Here is a 19,043-nt window from a genome sequence, read left to right as displayed (position 1 = left end):
AGTGAAGAATGGGGAGCAGGAGCATGAAGGCAGCAAAGTTTGTAAAGCCAGGCCGCATCGAGCTGGAGGAAGCGCCGATGCCGACCATCGAAAAGCCTAAAGATGCCGTGATTCGGGTCATCCGGGCCTGCGTGTGCGGATCCGACCTGTGGTGGTACCGGGGGATTTCTTCAATGTCCTCAGGCAGTCACGTAGGGCACGAAGCCATCGGCCTGGTCGAGAAGGTCGGCTCGGATGTCTCTCATGTCAAACCTGGTGACTTCGTCATAGTGCCTTTCACTCATGGCTGTGGGCACTGTGCAGCCTGCAGGGCCGGCTTCGACGGTGACTGCCTTGATCCGGACAAGCGGGGGAGCGGCGGCTATCAGAGCGAGTATCTGCGATTCACCAATGCGGACTGGGCCTTGGCGAAGATTCCAGGCCAGCCCGGGGACTACAGCGACGACATGCTGGACTCTCTGCTGACCCTCTCCGACGTGATGGCCACCGGTTATCATGCAGCCGCTACAGCCCAGGTCAAAGAAGGCGACACAGTCGTGGTCATGGGCGATGGAGCGGTGGGTCTGTGCGGAGTTATAGCAGCTAAGCTGCGTGGGGCCGAACGCATCATCGCTATGAGCCGGCATGAGGATCGCAAGAAGCTGGCGCGTGAATTCGGAGCGACTGACATTGTGGCTGAACGCGGCGACGCTGCTGTGGAGCAGGTCATGGCCCTCACCGACGGAGCCGGAGCTGATGCGGTTTTGGAATGCGTGGGCACCGAACTGTCCACCGATACCGCTGTCAGGGTGGCCCGGCCTGGCGCAGTGGTCGGCAGGGTGGGCGTGCCGCAGCAGGCTACCATGGACACCTCTAAGCTGTTCTGGCGCAATGTTGGGCTGCGAGGAGGCACGGCCGCAGTCACCACATATGACAGGCATCTGCTGCTTGACCAGGTGCTCAAGGGCAGCATCCAGCCGGGCAAGGTCTTCACCAAGCGCTTTGCCTTGGATCACATCCAAGAAGCCTATGAGGCCATGGACCAGCGCACCGCCATCAAATCCCTGCTGCTTGTTGGCGAATGAGACTGCGATAATAATCAGTTGATCCCCGCCGCTACTGACTTTGCCAGTGGCGGCGCGTAAGCATGGCTGCTCGAGCATGCCTCTTATTTCGAAAAATCAGGGTCGAATCAGGGATAATTCAGGGTAAATCAGGGTATTTCATCCCTTCTTGCTCTGATATTAATGAAATTGACTGATGACGACAAGGATGACCGTCATACAGGGGCAAGCGACGAACGAGGGCACATGACATCTGCGAGGCGAATCAGCATTACTGAGCGTAGATGCCTCGGTCTGGAAGGTCGTCGATGATCATCCAAGGGAAAGATGCAACTATGAATAACCCCAACGTAAGCGAAAGCAGAGGCCCGACACCAACGATTGAAGCTACGGGGCTGTCCATGGTGGTCTCCCCTCGCCGCGGCGATTCGCTGACCATTCTCAATGACATCGCATTCACTGCGTATCCGGGGGAGATGACCGGCATCATCGGGCCGTCAGGCAGTGGCAAATCGACGCTGCTGTACTGCCTGGCTGGGCTGGAGAAGGCCACTAGCGGCAATGTGCTTCTGCTGGGCAAGGACATAACCCGTCTGGGGCTGTCGGCCATGACCAAGTTCAGACGCCAGCATCTAGGCTTCGTATTCCAGTCCTACAACCTGATCACCAGCATGACAGTCGAACAGAATCTGGCTCTGCCATTCACCCTTCGCGGATCCCGCTTTCCCAGAAAGACGGCGGATTCCCTCTTGAAGTACTTTGGCCTGATCGATCAGAAAAAGAAAAGCGTCACCCTGCTGTCGGGCGGCGAGCAGCAACGTGTTGCCCTGGCCCGCGTGCTGTTATCCGACGCAGACGTGGTATTCGCGGACGAGCCAACTGGCGCCCTGGATCAGGAATCCGGAGAAAAGGTCATATCGGTGCTGAAGGAACTTGCCAACCACGAAAAGAAAACCATCGTTTTGGTGACGCATAACAATGAGGTGGCAGGCCAGTGCGATCGGCTTTTTGCCGTACGCGATGGCCGTATCAGCCAACAATCACTTTGGTCGGCTTTCGTACATTGAAACTCCTGGAGTTTCGTCCTTATAAATACCATCTATCTCAAGTTCCATTGGTATTGGAAAGGCGCTTCCAAGGACAACCGCAGTACCAGGGGCAAAACTGGGTAATCGACTGACTTGATCAGCCGTGATGGCCGGAACATTCCTTTTTATGTAATCCAAATCAATAGCATTTTGAATTCTATGAATGATAAAGGCGCCAGTCTGTGATAGTACGACCTTCGATAATTCACTTGGGATTTGGCTGATTATCGTTAAATGAACGCCGAATTTTCTACCTTCGCGAGCAATTTGATTAAAAATACTGTCGTCGGTTAGATCATTTTGGCGAATATATCTATGGGCTTCATCAAATATAAGATAAACCGGTTCTTTGTCATAATACTTAGCTTTTCTATTTCTCTCAAACAGAGTTCTTGCGACATAATTAGAAAATAATTTAAGTCCATCGGAATCAGGCATACCAGATACATCAAATATAATGCACCCTGCAGTTTCCCTGTTCAAAATAGACGAAACGGTGTTGCTACTTGAATTACTAAGAATGTTAGCAGAATATTTTTCCTTGAGGTTATAAAGCTGAGTAACGAGCCCCTCCGAGTAAGAACGGGCTTGCTTATTGCCCCTGACTTCTTCTTCTGCAAATACAAAATCTAAAGATCTCTCAATATCGTCCATTGATATTTCATCGGCTTCTTTTAAGAATTTGTCCTTATCATCAAGAACTTTATTGATGTCAGGTCTACCTGCATCCATATATGCATCAGTGAGATAGTGACGGAAACATTTCTGCAGCGTATCCTGCAATCCATCAGGCAAATTTCCATAGTATAAATTATAAAGATCAAACAACTTCTTGAAGCTTCCAGGCTTCTTAACAACTTTGTTGTTTCTAGGCAAATTCAAAATAAATTCTCTCTGTAATCCTTTTTCCGCAAATGGATATCTTATATCATTCCCAAGTAAATCTATATATTTCGAAATCAGAATTCGTCTTGACGCATGACCGTCTGCATTCGTATCCTCTAAAGCCTGATAAGCTAGGCCGGCATAAAGCTTCTTCATTCCAGCCTCATTTAAAAACGAATAGCGAATCGTACGTTCGAGTAAGGGCTTTTGAATGCGTTGAGATGGATTTAGGATCGATGACCAATCATCAATTGACAGTTCGCCCGGGCATAAATGATATTCACCCTTTTGGTAATAAGTAATCTTTTCCGGATCTTTTTTTGCATATTTTTCCGCTATTTTTTTGTAATCTCCATGGAGATCAAACACAACAAATAGTGCTTTCTTTTTTACACAATGATCGCGATCAGGATCGACAAGTTCTTGCATTAACCCGTTGAGTAGCAACCGCATAGTGGTTGATTTTCCTGACCCTGTATTGCCTAGCACTGCTGCGTGTCCGCCAAAAAGATCGTCTAGTCCCAAAGAAGGTCGAATATTGCGATAACCTGCTAATTGCCCGACCGAATGTTTCACGTCACAGTCGAACAAGACGGCAAGTTCACTTTCGTCGCAAGCATATATATCAGAACCCACCATTGGAATATCAACAACTCCAGGACTGTAACCAGCCGAGCTGATTGCCCCTAAGGGAATAGCAGAAAAAACATAGTTATCCAAGAACCTATTTGAAGCCTCATGCCCGTATGGTTTTTCATACTCTTCTATAGCAATGACTTTGAATATTACTTTTACAGCGGTGTTCAAATAAGCAAATAGATACTGGTTGAGGCTATTTATATGTCGGAATTTACCCCACAACAACCGGTCAGTAATATCGCTTGCAACTGCGCGAAATCTGATTTTCCTTTGATCAACATAGATTATCGTGCCTATGCGCCACTCGCTTAGCTTATTTCTGTTAGAATCGATCATTCTTTGCCACCCCTTTTGGAATCCACATCAGTATGGAGTGCTGTGTCTGAGTCTTCAGCATCTGTATAAGTAAATATTGTTGGGGCAAAAAAGTCGGCAACGTCGGAGAACTTTAGTGGTGCATCTTCATCTATTTCCTTGCCTGCTGCATCTTTGTATGGATATATGAAATATGCATTAGGAGATTTTGCTTTTGCGTAAAATTTTGATAACCCATTGCGGTTAGCATCTGAGGCTATAGGCTTCGAAACAAAGGCGTAGAGTGTAAAATCTGGTCTGGCGAGTGCATCCAGTATCAATTTAGCAATATGGTCGTCACCAAAGCTAAAGCCGGCAGTAAACAGCACTGTGTTAGGCACAGCTAATGTGTTAACAAATTCTCTGAACAAGTCAGAGTAGGGCTCATTTTGAGTTAACGCATACTTAGAAGACGTTGGCGATATTAAGACATCCTGCCAATCTGCTTCATCATCAATATCATTTACAATTTGTGTCCTGATTATTTGCGAATTTTCACTATCACTTTTCCAATTAATAGAACCATGTAATTTGACAAGTCTAAAAAATGGATTAACTAATTCCAAGTGATCTTTAAAGCGATTTTCTAGATCAGCTGGTCTCCTATGGAATTCAGTCATTGAAAATGTGCTTTTTATACCGTTCGTAAAGCCGTCAGTATAAGCATATCTACTGGATTCTAAAGCACGTTCGTGGCATAAATCATAGTTGGTCGTGAATAGATTTACGACATCATAGTGCCCGTTACTTTGTGCGTTTACAACTCTCCTTGATTCTCCTAATCCTTGAATCACTTTTCGATAGTTATTGCTTACGTTGCAGATATTGTCTTCATCTGAATCCTTGTTTTCCCCTGAACTCTCTTGCTCCTCCTCTGCGTCTCCGATATTGTCTTCATCTGAATCCTTGTTTTTCCCCGAATTCTCTTGCTCCTCCTCTGCGTCTCCTTCACGAATCTTTTTTAGCAGCGACGTTACAATACTCTTATACAAAGCGCTGTCTTTTGCTTCATCCACACCTCCCAAGACCCGATAATCAAGCCATGAAAGGAACGGTTCAATATCTTTGAAGTTTTCGCTTTCCTTCTTTACCTCCTCACTATTCGCATCGGTACTTTCACTTAAAGTTGTTTGATTGTCACTAGCTCTCTTTTTGAGAAACTCTTCAATTTTTTTATCTAGGCTAGTTTTGTCTTCACCTTCTAAAGAATCTCGGTACTCACTGAAAACGCTACCCATTAAGGGAACTGTCGGCATAGATGCGCCCGAACCTATGAGCGTAGAGAGATTTACAGAGTTCGCTAATACTGATTGAACCAAGATGCGAACTTGCTGTTTCGAATAATGCTCCGACTTATTGAATCCACCTCTTTCCACATTATAAAAGGGTCCTTTTGCTTCCTTGCCCGCTTCAACACCCTTGTCATCTGACATAAATCGAAACCCCCTTGATTTCCTCTTTAAAATACTCAACAGGAATTACATCGTTAAAATATCACTAAATGCATTGATTCAGAAACAATTATAATTGCAGAGCATATACCAAATTTGGTTCACTAAAGATATAAGAAGATATAAGAAGATATAAGACAGTAATAGACGTTTTACAATATGCATTAAGGAAGCGGATACTGACCAATCAAGATACAGATGATCCGGATTTCTTATAGGGGATTAACTCAATTTAATCAAATGAACTACCCCCCCCCCTCAGATAGGTGACATGGTTCATGTTTAAAATCAAATATGGCGAATGAGGATTCCTGGCAAGTGCTGTACCCTATATTTAATGTCAGGCATTTAGTAAATTTAAATAAATCTAAATGAACGTTTAACAGAAATGATATTTCATTTCCTTTTGCGCAAACGGCAATTACATTGTACACTAAGTATAAAAAGTGCCTTTTAAAATACAAAAAATTATAAAATCAAGCTAACTCGGCTGCTCATCAAATACGGCTAACATAAATAATGGAGGACCGTCATGGCACGACCTACCACCAATGAAGAACTCATCAAGGCGGCTGATGATGGCTTCGACAAACTCATCGCGTTGCTTGAGCCGCTGACACCTGAAGAACGCAATGGCCGCTTTTCCTTCGACCTGAGGAAAGAGAAGGGGGCCCATTGGGCACGCGACAGGAACATCAAGGATGTGCTCGTTCATCTCTATGAGTGGCATCAGCTGCTGTTGAATTGGGTCGAGGACAACCAGCAGGGCAGGACCCACGACTTTCTTCCTGAGGGCTACAACTGGCGTAATTACGGCGAAATGAATGTGAAGCTGCGTGACAAGCATGATGACACCACCTACGATCAGGCCTTGAACATGTTCGTCGAGTCCCATAAGAAGGTCATGGCCCTGGCGCAATCGTTCACCAACGAACAGCTATTCACCAAGGGCGCCCTCCCATGGACAGGAAACTCTACCTTGGGCTCTGCCTTCATCTCTTCGACCTCCAGCCATTACGACTGGGCCCTGAAGAAGGTACGGAAGTACTTGAAGGGGCGCAAATAAGCGCTAGGCACCTACACCTGATAAGAAGTTGCCTGATACACAGACGTTAATGAGTTGTCTTGCGACGGGATTCACAGTATGGTCGACCCTAAAAGCGACATCCCAACATATTCGTAATAGCAATGGAGCATAACCGCGATAACCGCTTGCATAGCCGTAAGCAAGACGATATCTAGGATGTAGACAAAACAGAGAAGGGCATCATCAGTGAAACGATCTCGCATTGATCCAGATGCTGATGATATAAGGCTGATCAAAATGGTGGCTGACGGAAATGAATCGGCCTTTGAAGCACTTTACAATAAGTATGCTCATACCGTCCAAGCCTTTATTTCCCTGCGAATATCCGACGATGAGGATGCCAGTGAAGTTTTTGCTGACACATGGCTGGGCTGCTGGCGTTCCTCAAAAACCTTCCGCGCAGACAGCAAGGTGCTTACCTGGATACTCAGCATTGCCCGACGGCAAATCTATATGAAACGTCGCAAACCGAAACTACCTGACCAAATGGATCAGATGGAACTTGACTCGATAACCGATGATCAGCTGGAGCCTGTAGAACTGGTCAATAAGGATCTGACGATGGAAATAATACAGCAAAGGATCGATGCACTCCCAGCAGAAATGGCATACACGGTAACCCTGGCTTGGCTCCACGAGTTACCCTACCCGGAAATAGCCTCCCTGCTCGACGTTCCGGTTGGGACTGTGAAGTCTCGTATTGCTCGGGCAAGGCAGATCCTGCGCCCGCAGTTGACCGACCTCACTCCAGTCAAACCCCATAAACTGCAGAGCCAGAGATAATTGAAGGGGTGATTATGACAGACGGATATAAGAGCACAAGCCCAGACGGCACAAGCCCAGTCACCGAAGAATACCGGGGTGAAGTTCAAGAGGCACTTAGGGAAAAAGAGCAGAATGCACAGCCGGCAGTTCCGGCTTTTGCTAGTGTAATGAAGGCCATCCACCAGAAGCCGTCGCTGGCAACGGATCAACCGATACCATTCATGCGCCAAGTACGTTCCTGTGGCCCACTTATTCGGGCCCAATTCCGCCTCATGCCGCGATATATCTTACTGTTGGAAATTGCGATAGCAGCGTGCTCCGTTTTCATTAGCAACCTTATGCAAGGTGCACGTTACGGCAGTCTCGGTATGCATATCTTTTCAAATATGCTCATGCTCAACATGGCACTGACAATAATCCTGGTTTTTTCCATTAAAGATGATCGTGAATTAATGCTCAGTATGCCCCTGGGGCCTCAAGTTGTAGTAGCTACTAGACTGCTACTGGCCTTTATCTCCAATATTGTCGTCGGGGGAGCAGCCTTGTTGATTGTGACCGCAATCAACCCTGGAATAAGGCCCCAACCAGTTATTGCCCAAACGATAGCCCCCATAACACTCCTGGCGAATATCGTGGCCCTGTTATGCATATGGCAATGCTCTTGGATTGCACTGCTCCTAGGGATACTTGCACCACTAATGAGAACTTTGCAGAACTTGAGGTCATCATTTTTCCTACCGGCATGGGTCAATTCGGTACCCACTACAACCGCAGCCTGGGCAGGGACCATCCTACTGACAGTGGGACTCCTATCTGCTGTTATCCTTACAGCCCCTCTTGCCTGGCATACTCAACTCGCCGGTGGAGATAAAAATTAATGAACCTTTTCATCCTCTCTCGCTACTAACTAAGCAGACGGAACGAGTAGCGAGCAATGTCTGGCAGCAGCCGAAAGCCAAAACCAGATATGAGGAAGGTGGACGAGGTTGGCTTTCGTAGGTATACAGCTCAAGAGGCTTTATAGGCTGGTATTACTGCCATTCATACTGACTGCAGGCATTCTTTTTGCGGGCTCCTTACTGGAGGGCATTTGGTCACCGGGCCGCATACGGCCGGTTATGATGGCTCTTACTCAGGTGCCAGTAATTGCTGCTGGCCTATCTACAGCTTTTGTGCTCAATAGTGACCCAATCGTTGAACTTGCTGAGTCAACTCCAACTGGATGGCGAAAGGTTCAAGTGACCAGGCTGCTTATCATTACCGGAGCATTTCTTGCTGCCGCAGGCCTTCTTTTTATCGGCTTGCATATGATGCGACTTTGGCCACGTGACATGGGATGGGTGAGCATCATTACCCCGGCTGGCAGTATATTCATTGTCAACTGTCTAGTGTTCCTTATAGCCGTACTTACCACGTCTATGCCAACATCGTCGCTGGCTTCCATAGCTATTTGGCTGTTTCTATGCTTTATATGGGATCCATACATCACCGATCCGGTCCGGCAACGACTCCTCCCAATGATTATTGCAGCAGCAGGCGCAATCTTCGGATGGAACATGTGCGGCGATGCGGAGCGCAATGTTGTAAGGGTGGCAGCCCTATGAGGATACTGAGCCTTGTACGCATCACGCTACTGATGTTTTATCGGCGCAAAGCCTTGTGGATAGCCAGCATACCGCTGGCGCTCTTCGCCCTCTTTTTGGCCTATGCTTCTCCTATGTCACCTGGATTCAGCAACATAGATGGTCTGGTCTTTACGGGACAGGTTCTTGCTATGTTCACCCCGTTGGCATACGCAGCATCTTTTAGCGACCTTATGACTGCCGGCAGGCGAACAGGTATGGACGAACTTGAATCCACCTCCCCCTTGCCGATGGCCGTCATCCGCTCAGCTCATGTCTTGGGAGCCTGGGTCATCTGCATATCATCTTCCCTGCTTTTCCTTGTATTGATCGCGTTCCACCAAGCCATTAACGGCAACGATAAGGCAATACTGGTGGCCCTGGCAGTAGCATTTGTCATACTCGCGCCATCAATACTGATTGCTATGGGGATATCCGCCCTGCTAGGAGCCCTGTTGCCCACGATCGTGGCCCGAATTCTTGCCGTCCTGGTATGGGCTTGGCTGGCTTTCTATACCCCCCTCTTACCACTTCCAACACTCAATGGTGGCCCGCTGGCAGTCATTGGCGATCCCATTGCACAGGGATGGTTCCATACCGATCCGGTGTACGCACCAGCGAACGGCCCCTTTACCGTCCAATCAGGAGTCATATCCCTGCTCTGGCAGGTGTGTATTATCTTGCTCCTTTTCACTGGTGCAAACATAGCCTCCAACCGCATAAAAGCTCGGGTCTGACTTTCATCTGACTTTGAAAGGAATAACTCACATGTTTATCTCTATTGACCATCTGACCAAGGATTTTCGGGGGAGACCAGCCGCTCTAAACAATCTGACCGTTGATCTTCCACAGGGCATGATAGGACTTATTGGTCCAAATGGTGCCGGTAAAACAACCCTCATGCGCATTCTCACCGGAATAATCAAACCGACTAAAGGTAAGATTTGTATTGATGGGCAAGACCTCTCTTCCTCGGCCAACAGGCGAAATCTAAAACGGCACCTGGGTTATCTGCCACAGCACATCACCCCCTACGAGAACCTGTCCCCGCTTGAATTCCTTGACTATATCGGCATCTTGAAAATGATTGACAACAAACACGTGCGGCAGGAGCAGGCGCATACCCTCCTGGAGCAGGTGGGATTGGAAGACGTGATGAACCAACCTATCGGAGGGTTGTCCGGGGGTATGAGGCGCAGGGTTGGCATCGCACAGGCCCTTATGGGCGACCCCCAGCTACTGGTAGTCGACGAACCCACAGCGGGGTTGGATCCCGAAGAGCGCATGCGGTTCCGCACGCTCCTTGCCCAGCTGGGGCAGGATCGAACCGTTATCCTCTCCACCCACATACTCGATGATGTTGCACAAACCTGCCCTTGGGTGTGTGTATTACGTTGCGGACGCAACCAGTATGACGGGCCGACAGAGGGGCTGATCCATGAAGCCGCCGGTCATACCTGGATCACGCCCCCTATCGCGGCCCCACCGGAAAATGCCACAATCATCAACGCGGAACCCACCCCACAGGGGACAAGATACCGCATAGTTACCGATACACCGCCCGCGGGCTCTGTAGAAACTGCGCCCAACCTTGAGGACGGATATATGGCTTTGGCCAGCGAGCGCTAGAAACCGCCTCCAAGTATGAAAGAACGTCGATAATTATGAAACGAATCAAGCAGAGCCTTAGGACCCTTTTCCTGATATGCGCCACAGTTATGCTGACAGTGGGGGTTGTCGGCTGCGCTGATGGCATGAAGCACCCTGAAGAGTATTCCACTGATGGAAGCAATAAGGTTGCAGCTACCAGTAACCCGCAAACAATTTCGAAAGAAGATCTGGGTCACACCTGGCCTCTTAATGTTGATGAGGGCACCGTGTCATGCAAGCTCAGCAAGCAGGGAGAGCCCATCCTCCGCTTTACCACTTCAGATGGTGAACAGTACGCACTGAACCAGGTACAAGACAATGAGCATCTCAAAAGCATTGAAACATTAAAATCAGATAAGAGTAAGTCAGTAGGAACTCTGATGAGCTTCGCCTTCTCGGTCTGCGACGTCCCAAAATAAACCAGTTTTACAGAGCTTTGCGGTTTGTCCTCTTCAGGTAGCCTACCTGATCTTACCGGGTGCAGAGCATCCTGCCGGATTATGCATCTACATTCTGTTACAACCGTGCCATTCAACTGGCTGGCAGCGCAGTTGGAATGCACCTCTTACCACCATGTTTTGCCGGCCATCGAGACTGGAGCCAATAATTATCTGCTCAAAGACATAGAGCCTTATGTTTTAACCCACCAGCCGTTAGGGACATCTAATCGTTGCTCTTAGAATCAAATCTTGACGGGGGAGAAGGGCTTGAACTTTGCTCATTGACCGTGCGAGTTCAGATAAACTTCGGTCGGCTTTTTATCGACAGCCAAGGCAGCCGTAAGGGTAAGAGCCAGGCCTTCCGGAGTGTGAATCCTGGCTTCAAGCGAGTTCCACGGCTTACGTATTGGAGCTGAAGTGGATCCCGGACGAAGGCACTCGCATGCATCCACAATCTTGCCTATCTGCTTTTCCGTGACTGCTACGCTCAGGTTTCCTATGGACTCCATCTCTGTGTCAGGGCTGCCAGTATTGGTACCACTTTTACGAATCAGCACATCCTGAAAGGCCCAGCGCCGCAAGTGAATCATCATGCCTGGCATGGTGTATAAATTGACGAAACCCAATCCCTGCGTCCAGAAAACCTCTGATTCTTCTAGATCATGGCTATACAGGCACATGAACATGGGCATGAGGTAGATGCCCCTATAAGGTTCCGGCGGCTCCGCATCCTTCCCTGGCTCCGGCACGGGACTTATGCCTGCACCTGTATAAGCAGAAGCTTTGGTCTGGTCATGGTTGTGCATGGTTACCTCGTTCATTAGTTGAAGGATTTTCAATTGGGTTGTCAAACAGAAAAGTGATACGTGGATGGAAGATACTGACTGCGTCACTCCCATTTGGCGGTTGACGGATCTATCCCGATTGCACGCGCTGCGGTTTCGATTGCGACCAGTATCCATTGCGCCAATCCAGGTTCCAGTTGTTCATAGTGGGATCTGAAACGTGGGTCAGCCACATACATGCGTCCAAGAATGACGTGCATGGAAGGCGTTACGTGGAACCATGACAGAGCCTGCCGATGCTCGTCAATCAGTTCTAGAACCTTATCTGAGGACGGTGGCAGACCTTTTCGCTTGGCTTGTGCAAGCTCACTTTCTACATTTTTGAGCCGGGCCGTGTCCTTTTTCCGCTCTTGCTCGGAGCACATGGCTTTTCGCTCCGCATACTCAAGCCACTGCCTGCTAGTACCCCAGCGTTCGTATGCTTCCGAAAAGTACTGGTCCTCCTGATCGGTCTTGGTGGCGGCTGAATCATTACCCGACTTCCCCTCAGCAAGGGCTATGAGCTGGTCCAAACGATCCGCAGCTTTCCTAAGAAGCTGGATTTTCTCCTCAATTCGCGAGCGCTGACCCCGCAACTCGTCCAAAGCCAAGGGTGTCTTGCAATTGAGCAACGCCTTGATTTGTCGGGCATTGAAGCCCATCTCCCTGTATGTCACAATTCGCTCCAGCTGTCCGACGTCATCCTGCAGATAATGCCGGTAATTCGACTGGTCGCGAAAGGGGGAGATCAGTCCTTCCTCCTCCCAGTGACGCAACATTCTCCGACTGACCCCAGTAAGCTCAGACATCTGACCGATGCTCAAGCCGCTCCTGCTGCCATCGCCACTGAATTCGCTCTCTCGTGTCATGCCTTGACCCTAAACCCTGCCATTATGTCAAGGTCAAATCGTTTGTTTTCTGGGGGATGGGTGAGTGAGTGCATGCACACGCCGGCCCCTAGCGTCCCAATATCCAGTAACAGGTTCTTGATGAGGACGCTTTTGGTTCTGCTCGTTTGCAAAGTAGCCCCTATTCAATCATGAAGACGACTAAATCCAGCAAGACTCTTTTCCTATGGATATAAATCAGCCTCATCAGCAGCGACTTGTCCCCTGCAGGGGACAGTTTCTTTACCCGCGTTGAGGGATTGCATCCGCCGAACTTGCATAGGAATCAGTTGAATTCCGATTGGAAGGGGAGGCACAATGACATATACGGACGAAAACAATGACCCGCAACTGGCTGTGGCCACACAGGGGCTGGTCAAGGCCTATGGCGATTTTAAAGCCGTGGACGGGCTGAATCTACGGGTGCCGGCTGGCGAGGTCTATGGACTGCTGGGACCAAACGGAGCCGGAAAATCGACCATCATGAAGCTCCTTCTGGGATTGACAAAACCGACTTCCGGAAGCATGTGGCTGCTAGGACAGCAAGTCGGAAAGAAGACCACGATCCAGCCAGGCCGTGTGGGCACCACTGCGCGGCACAATGCCCCAAAGCCAGATGAAAGATCCGACGGATACACGATGGAGCACCCGTAAGGGGACGGCTGTGCCTCGTCACTCCAAGAGAGCGGACAGGTCAGCCCCGTTTCTCCTCGTCTCGCAGCTCGTCGAAGTCATGCGCCGGTACCGTACCTGAAGGCCACCAGGGACCGGTCCAAACCGCACGGGCTCATCTCTTCCGCAACCGGGACGGCCGCCCACGGCTCTGGTCCACCGACACCGCCGAATTCAAGGCACTCCTCTAGAAGGCCGGCAAGGACTCGGCCGAACGGACCGGGCACAAGACTCGCTACTGCGCTGTCACCCTCATGCGCAAGGCAGGCAAGGACACCAAGGCCATCGAGGAGATGATCGGCCACACCAACATCATGGTGGACGACATCTACACCACCATCGACAGCGAGCAGCGGGCCGACGCGGTCAAAGCCATCCCCGACGCCCTGCGGCTGCCTATGTCGCTCCTACCCGCAGGCTCCGAACCGACCGGAGAACAAATTGCGGAGGAGGAGTGGCGACCCCACGAGTACTCTGTGGGTCAACGCAAGGGCGTGGGCGGCAGGAAGGCGGAGCCCGACAAGACTTGATAATAAGGAAAGTCCTGCCGAAGCGAGGCAGATGTCGTTAAGAAGATTGGGCCGACACAGGCATGCGAATACGACAGGATTTCGAACACTTGAGGCCATGACCTGCGCGTCGGGGAAGCTTGACTTGATGAGCGTAAAACAGACTGTGCCCATCTTTAACTTATTTATTGTGTCCCGAATAAACAGTTTCAATCCCTGATTGTTTTTACTGAGAGAACTGATTGCTTGACTTTCTCCGATGCGAACAAAATAAATGTTGAACATGATTTAAGAAACTGAACTCCGCACTGCGTTGGGAAATGGGCAACAATAATTCGGCACTCCGCGAGATGACAAATCCTTCAAACTGAGCATCACAGCCCATCAGAATCTGACTATCAACTAAACTAAAAAAAAAATAGATAAGGGACGCTGAACAAACGAATGTAGATATGACACAGCAAACAGCTATATCGTATGAGGAAAGCAAAGCTCAATCATCAATGTCGGAGGAGGAAGTTCACAAGAATGTGCAAAATTCAGAAAGATGCAGAAGTAACAAAGTTGGAGCTTGCTGCTGTTTATGATGATTACAAAGTAATTAAGAGTCAAATACAAGTTGATGATGTAGTAAAACGTGCGATCCAGGAAGTACCTGACAATAAACCCACCGGTCGCGAAGAAATCAAAAAATACAAAAAGTACTAAAAAAGAGCTACAGCGCAGAATAGACTATTGGGTCGAAAGCAAGACAAGAGAGAAACTGACTTGCTTACAAAAAATAGTTCTATTCGGTAGTATGATTATTATAGTTTCCATATTTGCCGTCCAGCAAAGATTACCCTTGATATTAGAAATTTTCTCACCTGAAACTAGACGTACCATATACCTCATCTGTTATTTCACGGTTCTCATTTTACCAGCCATCAGTGCAGCTTGCACCAGTATCGCTAATATAGCGGTGAAGAGATATGATAGAGCAATAGAGCTGCTGTGCGAAAAAGAGCAAAAAATCTTCAAGCGGTCAGCAGCATACCAACATAAAATCGCTTGGAAAACAATCACAGAGGCTCTAACTGTCATAACAGCATTCATCGCTGCAATCAGTCTGATAAAAGTCTAACTCTGGTTTCTGCACTGTGGAAGAATATTATCTGAATTATAATCCCAAAGTAACCAATAGATGAGGGAAGAAACCTATCAAGATAAGCTCCGAATCCCCCCCCCCCGTCCGCTCCTTCGAGCTTGCAATCTACTCCAAGTCTTTCTTCCTATATTCGTGGATGCCCTTCTTTGCCAGTCGCTTCCACTTGTCCGTCGTCTGGGCGCTGACGGATTACTCTACGCATACCGAGCCGCATTTTTGAATCCTGAAAGTGGATTGGTATGTACCTAGTCATTAGAGCTAGTGAATTTACACCCTATTATCAGTTGCGTTATTTTGTGATGGCTTTCGAATGCATCTCAATATTTGTAGAAACACAATGTACATAGTATATGCCTATTAAGCGAAGCTGATAGAGTAAGAAAACGGATCGTAGGCCAATGAGGAGCAGAAAAGATGATACCGGACATAGAGCCTAGCGGTTTTTTGCCTGTTGGCAGGTATAGTTGCAGTCTCAATGAGGTGAGAACCCGTTTTGTTGATTCCGAAAGTTATGCTCAATCAGTGACAAGACGAGGTATATGGTCTGATTTTTTGGATTACCTCTCTGCTTTGCGTTCTTTGACACCGGTCTGTGCGGTTTGGATAGCAGGGTCGTTTATTAGTCGGAAAATCAATCCGAATGATATAGATATCGTGCTGCTATTGGATGGTGAGGAGCTGGATGCTAGATTCCCTGATATGAGTGTACAAGCGAAGAACTTCCTCCTCGCGTCTGGCAGAGGGCATCTAGGATGGGCTCACTTACGGATACCGCTGAAAGTCGATACGTATACGGTTACTTGGCGGGCATTCATGAACGGAAACCCGAATGATAACAATCGTACTAATTACTTTTCATGGCGGGGATATTGGGATGACTTTTGGCAACGTTGCAGATCTAATCAACCTTCTTCATTGAGAAGAGACTCAAGACCTGAACGAGGATATCTGGAGGTGGTTCTTGATGGCTACGGACAGTGACCGTGATTTGCCTGTGAATTCTGCGGGTATCGAATCTACTGGTAGACACAACCTGATTGACCTTATCCCTTCTAATATGGCTGTTCCGAATTTCGAAGCGTCTGATTTAGATAGAATATCCTTCGAAAGTTTTGTATCAAGTCATACGAATCAGCCCGGGAGAAATCTGACATCAAAAGGCCGTTTGCACGTCATAGAAGGCAATTCATCTGAGCATCGCGCCGATTTGAGGAACCTAAGTAAGTTGTTGCTGAATTTTCAGAATTTGGCGGATAGTGTGGGAGGATCCCTAAACGGGCACAAAAGCAATCGAGGCAAGCTGCCTTCAACTGTACTGGAGAAAACTCGCCTTGATTTAAACGCAAGTCCTATGCCCGGTTCCGTGGTTTTCTCAATCAGCCCCAGGATATTGCCTAGTGCTGAACTGGAAGGCAGAGATACCGCGCTCATCGATCCTGAAACGGACCAATTACTGGACCTTGTTTTTCCAAGAATCAACGAGCTTTTTGGGTTGATGGTTGCATTGCCAGAAGATCCGACCCAGGAATTGGAGGCGGATAACTCGATTCTAGCGAATCAACTACGGGAACTTGGGCCAAGGGTAGCTTCTTCGCTACATCATCTGGCTGACAGTTCATATCATAGTAATCTGTCTCTAGATTTGTCCTGGGAGGAGCCGGGGAAACCAACCTTGCAGTCAGACCGTCTAACACCATCTCTTGCGGAACGTGCAGCTGAACTTATCTCTCACAGCTCTACTGATGAAGAAGAATCGCAGATTAAGGGTGTCATGCGCACCGTCAGCGACATTACAGCTTTGGCTATCACACCCTTTGAAAACGGAAACCCGTTGGAGACCATACATGTTGTGGGATCTAATTTACCTGAAGGGTCACTCGAAGGAATTGAAGTTGGTTCGCGTGTGGTTATAGAAACAGTAGTGACTAGGACATCGGGATCATTCTCTGGTGAAGAGGGCGAAAAGTATCGAGCCACTGCAATTCACCTCCTTTAGAGACAGATAGCGCATGCATTGTTTATTTACGATGTGTACTTGCGGTCTATTAAGATTTGCGCCCGGTGCCAAGTCCGCCACGACTCTGAACCAGTGAAGAATCACTTGGTGTTGCAGAAGTCGTTTGCCATGTAGGTGATCAAGGCTGGATATCTTTGCTCTAGAGATGGCAGGGTCGTCTTTCCATATCTCACGCGGTTCCGCTCCGAGGCGAACATGGGTTACAGCCAGTCCGGCCGCCAGCATTTCAACCCTACTGGCGGCAACTGCGATTGTTCCTTATTGGCCATCCTCTGCCTGAAGAGGCCGGTTTCAACACGGGGCAGGCGACCTATACGGGGTAACCTCTCCGCGGCTCACCGCTCGCGGCTGAGCCAGGCTGCCTAACAACGGCCGGCCGCAGCTCGGCGACATCCTGCTCAATGACGTGCACCAAGTCGCGTTCTACCTCGGCAACGGCAAGCTCACCCAGACCGGCCAAAGTGAGTACAACAGCGCTGAAGAGGCCAGGGAGACCAAACTGGCGGCGAAACTAATATTTCCAACTATTACAACTTTCTTTGGGATTGTTATCTCAGGTGGAATGGTGATGATGACATGCCATTGAGTGATGGAGATATCAGCAGACTGAGTAAGACCGCAACACGGGAGGTGTTATCCTATACCTACAGTAAATCGACCACGCCGTTCAACTACCTCACCGCAAGCTACGATGGGTCGCAGCCGTCCCTGGACAAGGCCAACAAACTGCCCCATGAGCCATGGCCTACGAAGGTCCCGGAGCGGCGGACTGCGAGGACGCCTACGGTGCCATCAACCAAGCGGCCGGCTCGGCAAAGGTAAGACAGGTTAAAATCGAGGCGCTCGAGACGGCGGTCAAGGCGGTAAGCGCGGTCAACGGGATCGACCCCACGGGCGACGCCGACATCGTCGACAAGGCCGTACACGATCTGCTCGACCACATCAAAATAGTCGTGACCGCCACCAGCGGCGTCTAGACCGCATGTCAGCAAGCAACTCATTATTTTTCACCCCCGCGCCCGACACCAAGCCTGGGAGCGTGGGCGTTTTCGCGTTTCAGCGAGGATTTATCCATGTTTCCGACGATCTGCCCGCGATGGCTTGCACACATCACGGAGTCTGGTCTTGTCGTGCCGTCCGGCTTCCCCTAATAATGCGGACGGCATGATATTTTATTTGAGGCATTGGCTGAGTGTGCTGGTGGTCTTGCCTTGGATGGAGTGGCGATGCATGTCGTAAGAGTTGAGCAACCGCCAATGCTTATGTTTTTATGATCATGCTCATTTTGCAAAACTAATGAATATTGACCATTGCTATCACCATGATCAGAATTCGACTAAAAAGCAATTCGAAGTATCCATCAACTTCTTTTACTATGGTTTCATAGCCTGCACTAACGTCTAAAGTTCCAGCCTCAGCTTATCAATATTATTTTTGATAGTAGTTGAAGAAGGTTTCATTGGTTTTCCAGGCGAAGGTTTTTTGACATATAGATATCTCCCTCATACCTTTTGCCGTTCTGATGGATCTTTGTATTGCAAAGCCAGTCCCCACTTTTTTCTTCATAAAGATTGATGGATGGCGTGCCGTCAAGCCCGATGATAAACGCAGTATTCCCGGTATGCATATTCGCAACGCCATAGGACAATGGAAGCCGCCACATAGATTCTTTAACGTAAGCTATCACAGGCATGTTGTAAACGCCTCTGAAATTTTGTACACGCACAGATTCCGGAATTCTGCTCTTTGTGTTGTAGTTCGCGCTTAAATCTACTTCTATGCCTGAGCACTCTATGGTAATCGGCGGATTAGGCTCTCCAGCCCAGTCATAACCTTCAGGCTCTCTAGGATCCAAGACTTTTGGACTTATCTGCACTACGTTAGGCGCTTTGACCATCAGATGAATCACATCGCAGTAATCATAAACGGCGGGAATCGGTGCGAACGGTTCAATCTTTTCTCT

At 48.7% G+C, this 19,043-nt stretch carries 19 protein-coding genes; 14 read left to right on the top strand and 5 right to left on the bottom strand.

What is annotated here, in order from left to right; all coding sequences use genetic code 11:
* Nucleotides 1-23: 23 nt before the first annotated feature.
* Both P273_RS0106925 and P273_RS0106920 read left to right on the top strand, forming a co-directional pair.
* A complete protein-coding gene (locus P273_RS0106925; protein ID WP_024627728.1) occupies nucleotides 24-1,064 on the top strand; it encodes a zinc-dependent alcohol dehydrogenase family protein in 1,041 nt (346 codons plus the stop codon).
* Nucleotides 1,065-1,378: 314 nt separating this feature from the next.
* Nucleotides 1,379-2,110 carry an ABC transporter ATP-binding protein gene (locus P273_RS0106920; RefSeq protein ID WP_051354165.1) on the top strand — a complete coding sequence of 244 codons (732 nt, stop codon included), beginning with the start codon at nucleotides 1,379-1,381 and terminating at the stop codon, nucleotides 2,108-2,110.
* Here the strand turns inward: P273_RS0106920 and P273_RS09835 are convergent.
* Together P273_RS09835 and P273_RS09575 are read right to left on the bottom strand one after the other, a co-directional pair.
* Nucleotides 2,084-3,991: an ATP-binding protein gene (locus P273_RS09835; protein ID WP_081709306.1), complete on the bottom strand. Its 1,908-nt coding sequence runs from the start codon at nucleotides 3,989-3,991 to the stop codon at nucleotides 2,084-2,086. The genes P273_RS0106920 and P273_RS09835 overlap by 27 nt on opposite strands.
* A complete protein-coding gene (locus P273_RS09575) occupies nucleotides 3,988-5,442 on the bottom strand; it encodes an SIR2 family protein (RefSeq protein WP_024627725.1) in 1,455 nt (484 codons plus the stop codon). Before P273_RS09575 ends, P273_RS09835 begins: the two co-directional genes overlap by 4 nt.
* A 550-nt stretch (nucleotides 5,443-5,992) precedes the next feature.
* On the opposite strand from P273_RS09575, the gene P273_RS0106905 reads away from it, so the two are divergent.
* From P273_RS0106905 to P273_RS0106875, 7 genes are all read left to right on the top strand, one after another.
* A complete protein-coding gene (locus P273_RS0106905; protein ID WP_024627724.1) occupies nucleotides 5,993-6,526 on the top strand; it encodes a ClbS/DfsB family four-helix bundle protein in 534 nt (177 codons plus the stop codon).
* 207 nt (nucleotides 6,527-6,733) lie between these two features.
* Complete coding sequence (locus P273_RS0106900; RefSeq protein WP_024627723.1) at nucleotides 6,734-7,330, top strand: RNA polymerase sigma factor; 597 nt, start codon at nucleotides 6,734-6,736, stop codon at nucleotides 7,328-7,330.
* Nucleotides 7,331-7,344: 14 nt separating this feature from the next.
* Nucleotides 7,345-8,190 (top strand): hypothetical protein, encoded by an 846-nt coding sequence (locus tag P273_RS0106895; protein WP_024627722.1) that lies wholly within the window; start codon nucleotides 7,345-7,347, stop codon nucleotides 8,188-8,190.
* A 108-nt stretch (nucleotides 8,191-8,298) separates the two neighbouring features.
* Complete coding sequence (locus P273_RS0106890) at nucleotides 8,299-8,916, top strand: hypothetical protein (RefSeq protein ID WP_024627721.1); 618 nt, start codon at nucleotides 8,299-8,301, stop codon at nucleotides 8,914-8,916.
* A complete protein-coding gene (locus P273_RS0106885) occupies nucleotides 8,913-9,671 on the top strand; it encodes a hypothetical protein (protein ID WP_024627720.1) in 759 nt (252 codons plus the stop codon). Before P273_RS0106890 ends, P273_RS0106885 begins: the two co-directional genes overlap by 4 nt.
* Before the next feature lie 31 nt (nucleotides 9,672-9,702).
* Nucleotides 9,703-10,563: an ABC transporter ATP-binding protein gene (locus tag P273_RS0106880; protein WP_024627719.1), complete on the top strand. Its 861-nt coding sequence runs from the start codon at nucleotides 9,703-9,705 to the stop codon at nucleotides 10,561-10,563.
* Nucleotides 10,564-10,598: 35 nt separating this feature from the next.
* The gene (locus P273_RS0106875) at nucleotides 10,599-11,003 is read left to right on the top strand and encodes a DUF2511 domain-containing protein (protein WP_024627718.1); all 405 of its coding nucleotides are present in this window, start codon (nucleotides 10,599-10,601) and stop codon (nucleotides 11,001-11,003) included.
* 299 nt (nucleotides 11,004-11,302) lie between these two features.
* Here P273_RS0106875 and P273_RS0106870 read toward each other — a convergent pair whose 3' ends face one another.
* Together P273_RS0106870 and P273_RS0106865 are read right to left on the bottom strand one after the other, a co-directional pair.
* Nucleotides 11,303-11,830, bottom strand: a complete 528-nt coding sequence (locus P273_RS0106870; RefSeq protein WP_051354163.1) for a hypothetical protein — start codon at nucleotides 11,828-11,830, stop codon at nucleotides 11,303-11,305.
* Between the two features lie 83 nt (nucleotides 11,831-11,913).
* A complete protein-coding gene (locus P273_RS0106865; RefSeq protein ID WP_024627716.1) occupies nucleotides 11,914-12,717 on the bottom strand; it encodes a MerR family transcriptional regulator in 804 nt (267 codons plus the stop codon).
* Nucleotides 12,718-13,053: 336 nt separating this feature from the next.
* On the opposite strand from P273_RS0106865, the gene P273_RS0106860 reads away from it, so the two are divergent.
* The 5 genes from P273_RS0106860 (at nucleotide 13,054) to P273_RS0106835 (ending at nucleotide 18,057) form a co-directional block, all read left to right on the top strand.
* The gene (locus P273_RS0106860) at nucleotides 13,054-13,389 is read left to right on the top strand and encodes an ATP-binding cassette domain-containing protein (RefSeq protein ID WP_024627715.1); all 336 of its coding nucleotides are present in this window, start codon (nucleotides 13,054-13,056) and stop codon (nucleotides 13,387-13,389) included.
* Nucleotides 13,390-13,661: 272 nt separating this feature from the next.
* Nucleotides 13,662-13,937, top strand: a complete 276-nt coding sequence (locus P273_RS0106855; RefSeq protein WP_024627714.1) for a hypothetical protein — start codon at nucleotides 13,662-13,664, stop codon at nucleotides 13,935-13,937.
* Between the two features lie 507 nt (nucleotides 13,938-14,444).
* Nucleotides 14,445-14,624, top strand: a complete 180-nt coding sequence (locus P273_RS0106850) for a hypothetical protein (RefSeq protein ID WP_024627713.1) — start codon at nucleotides 14,445-14,447, stop codon at nucleotides 14,622-14,624.
* Between the two features lie 1,403 nt (nucleotides 14,625-16,027).
* The gene (locus P273_RS09995; RefSeq protein ID WP_155804715.1) at nucleotides 16,028-17,059 is read left to right on the top strand and encodes a hypothetical protein; all 1,032 of its coding nucleotides are present in this window, start codon (nucleotides 16,028-16,030) and stop codon (nucleotides 17,057-17,059) included.
* Nucleotides 17,060-17,820: 761 nt separating this feature from the next.
* Nucleotides 17,821-18,057: a hypothetical protein gene (locus tag P273_RS0106835; RefSeq protein WP_024627710.1), complete on the top strand. Its 237-nt coding sequence runs from the start codon at nucleotides 17,821-17,823 to the stop codon at nucleotides 18,055-18,057.
* 479 nt (nucleotides 18,058-18,536) lie between these two features.
* Here the strand turns inward: P273_RS0106835 and P273_RS09990 are convergent, their stop codons facing one another.
* Nucleotides 18,537-18,977, bottom strand: a complete 441-nt coding sequence (locus P273_RS09990; protein WP_155804714.1) for a hypothetical protein — start codon at nucleotides 18,975-18,977, stop codon at nucleotides 18,537-18,539.
* Nucleotides 18,978-19,043: the final 66 nt, after the last annotated feature.

The sequence above is a fragment of the Bifidobacterium sp. A11 genome, assembly GCF_000499185.1.
Taxonomy (GTDB): Bacteria; Actinomycetota; Actinomycetes; order Actinomycetales; family Bifidobacteriaceae; genus Bombiscardovia; species Bombiscardovia mizhiensis.
This window is presented reverse-complemented; position numbering and strand designations above follow the sequence as displayed.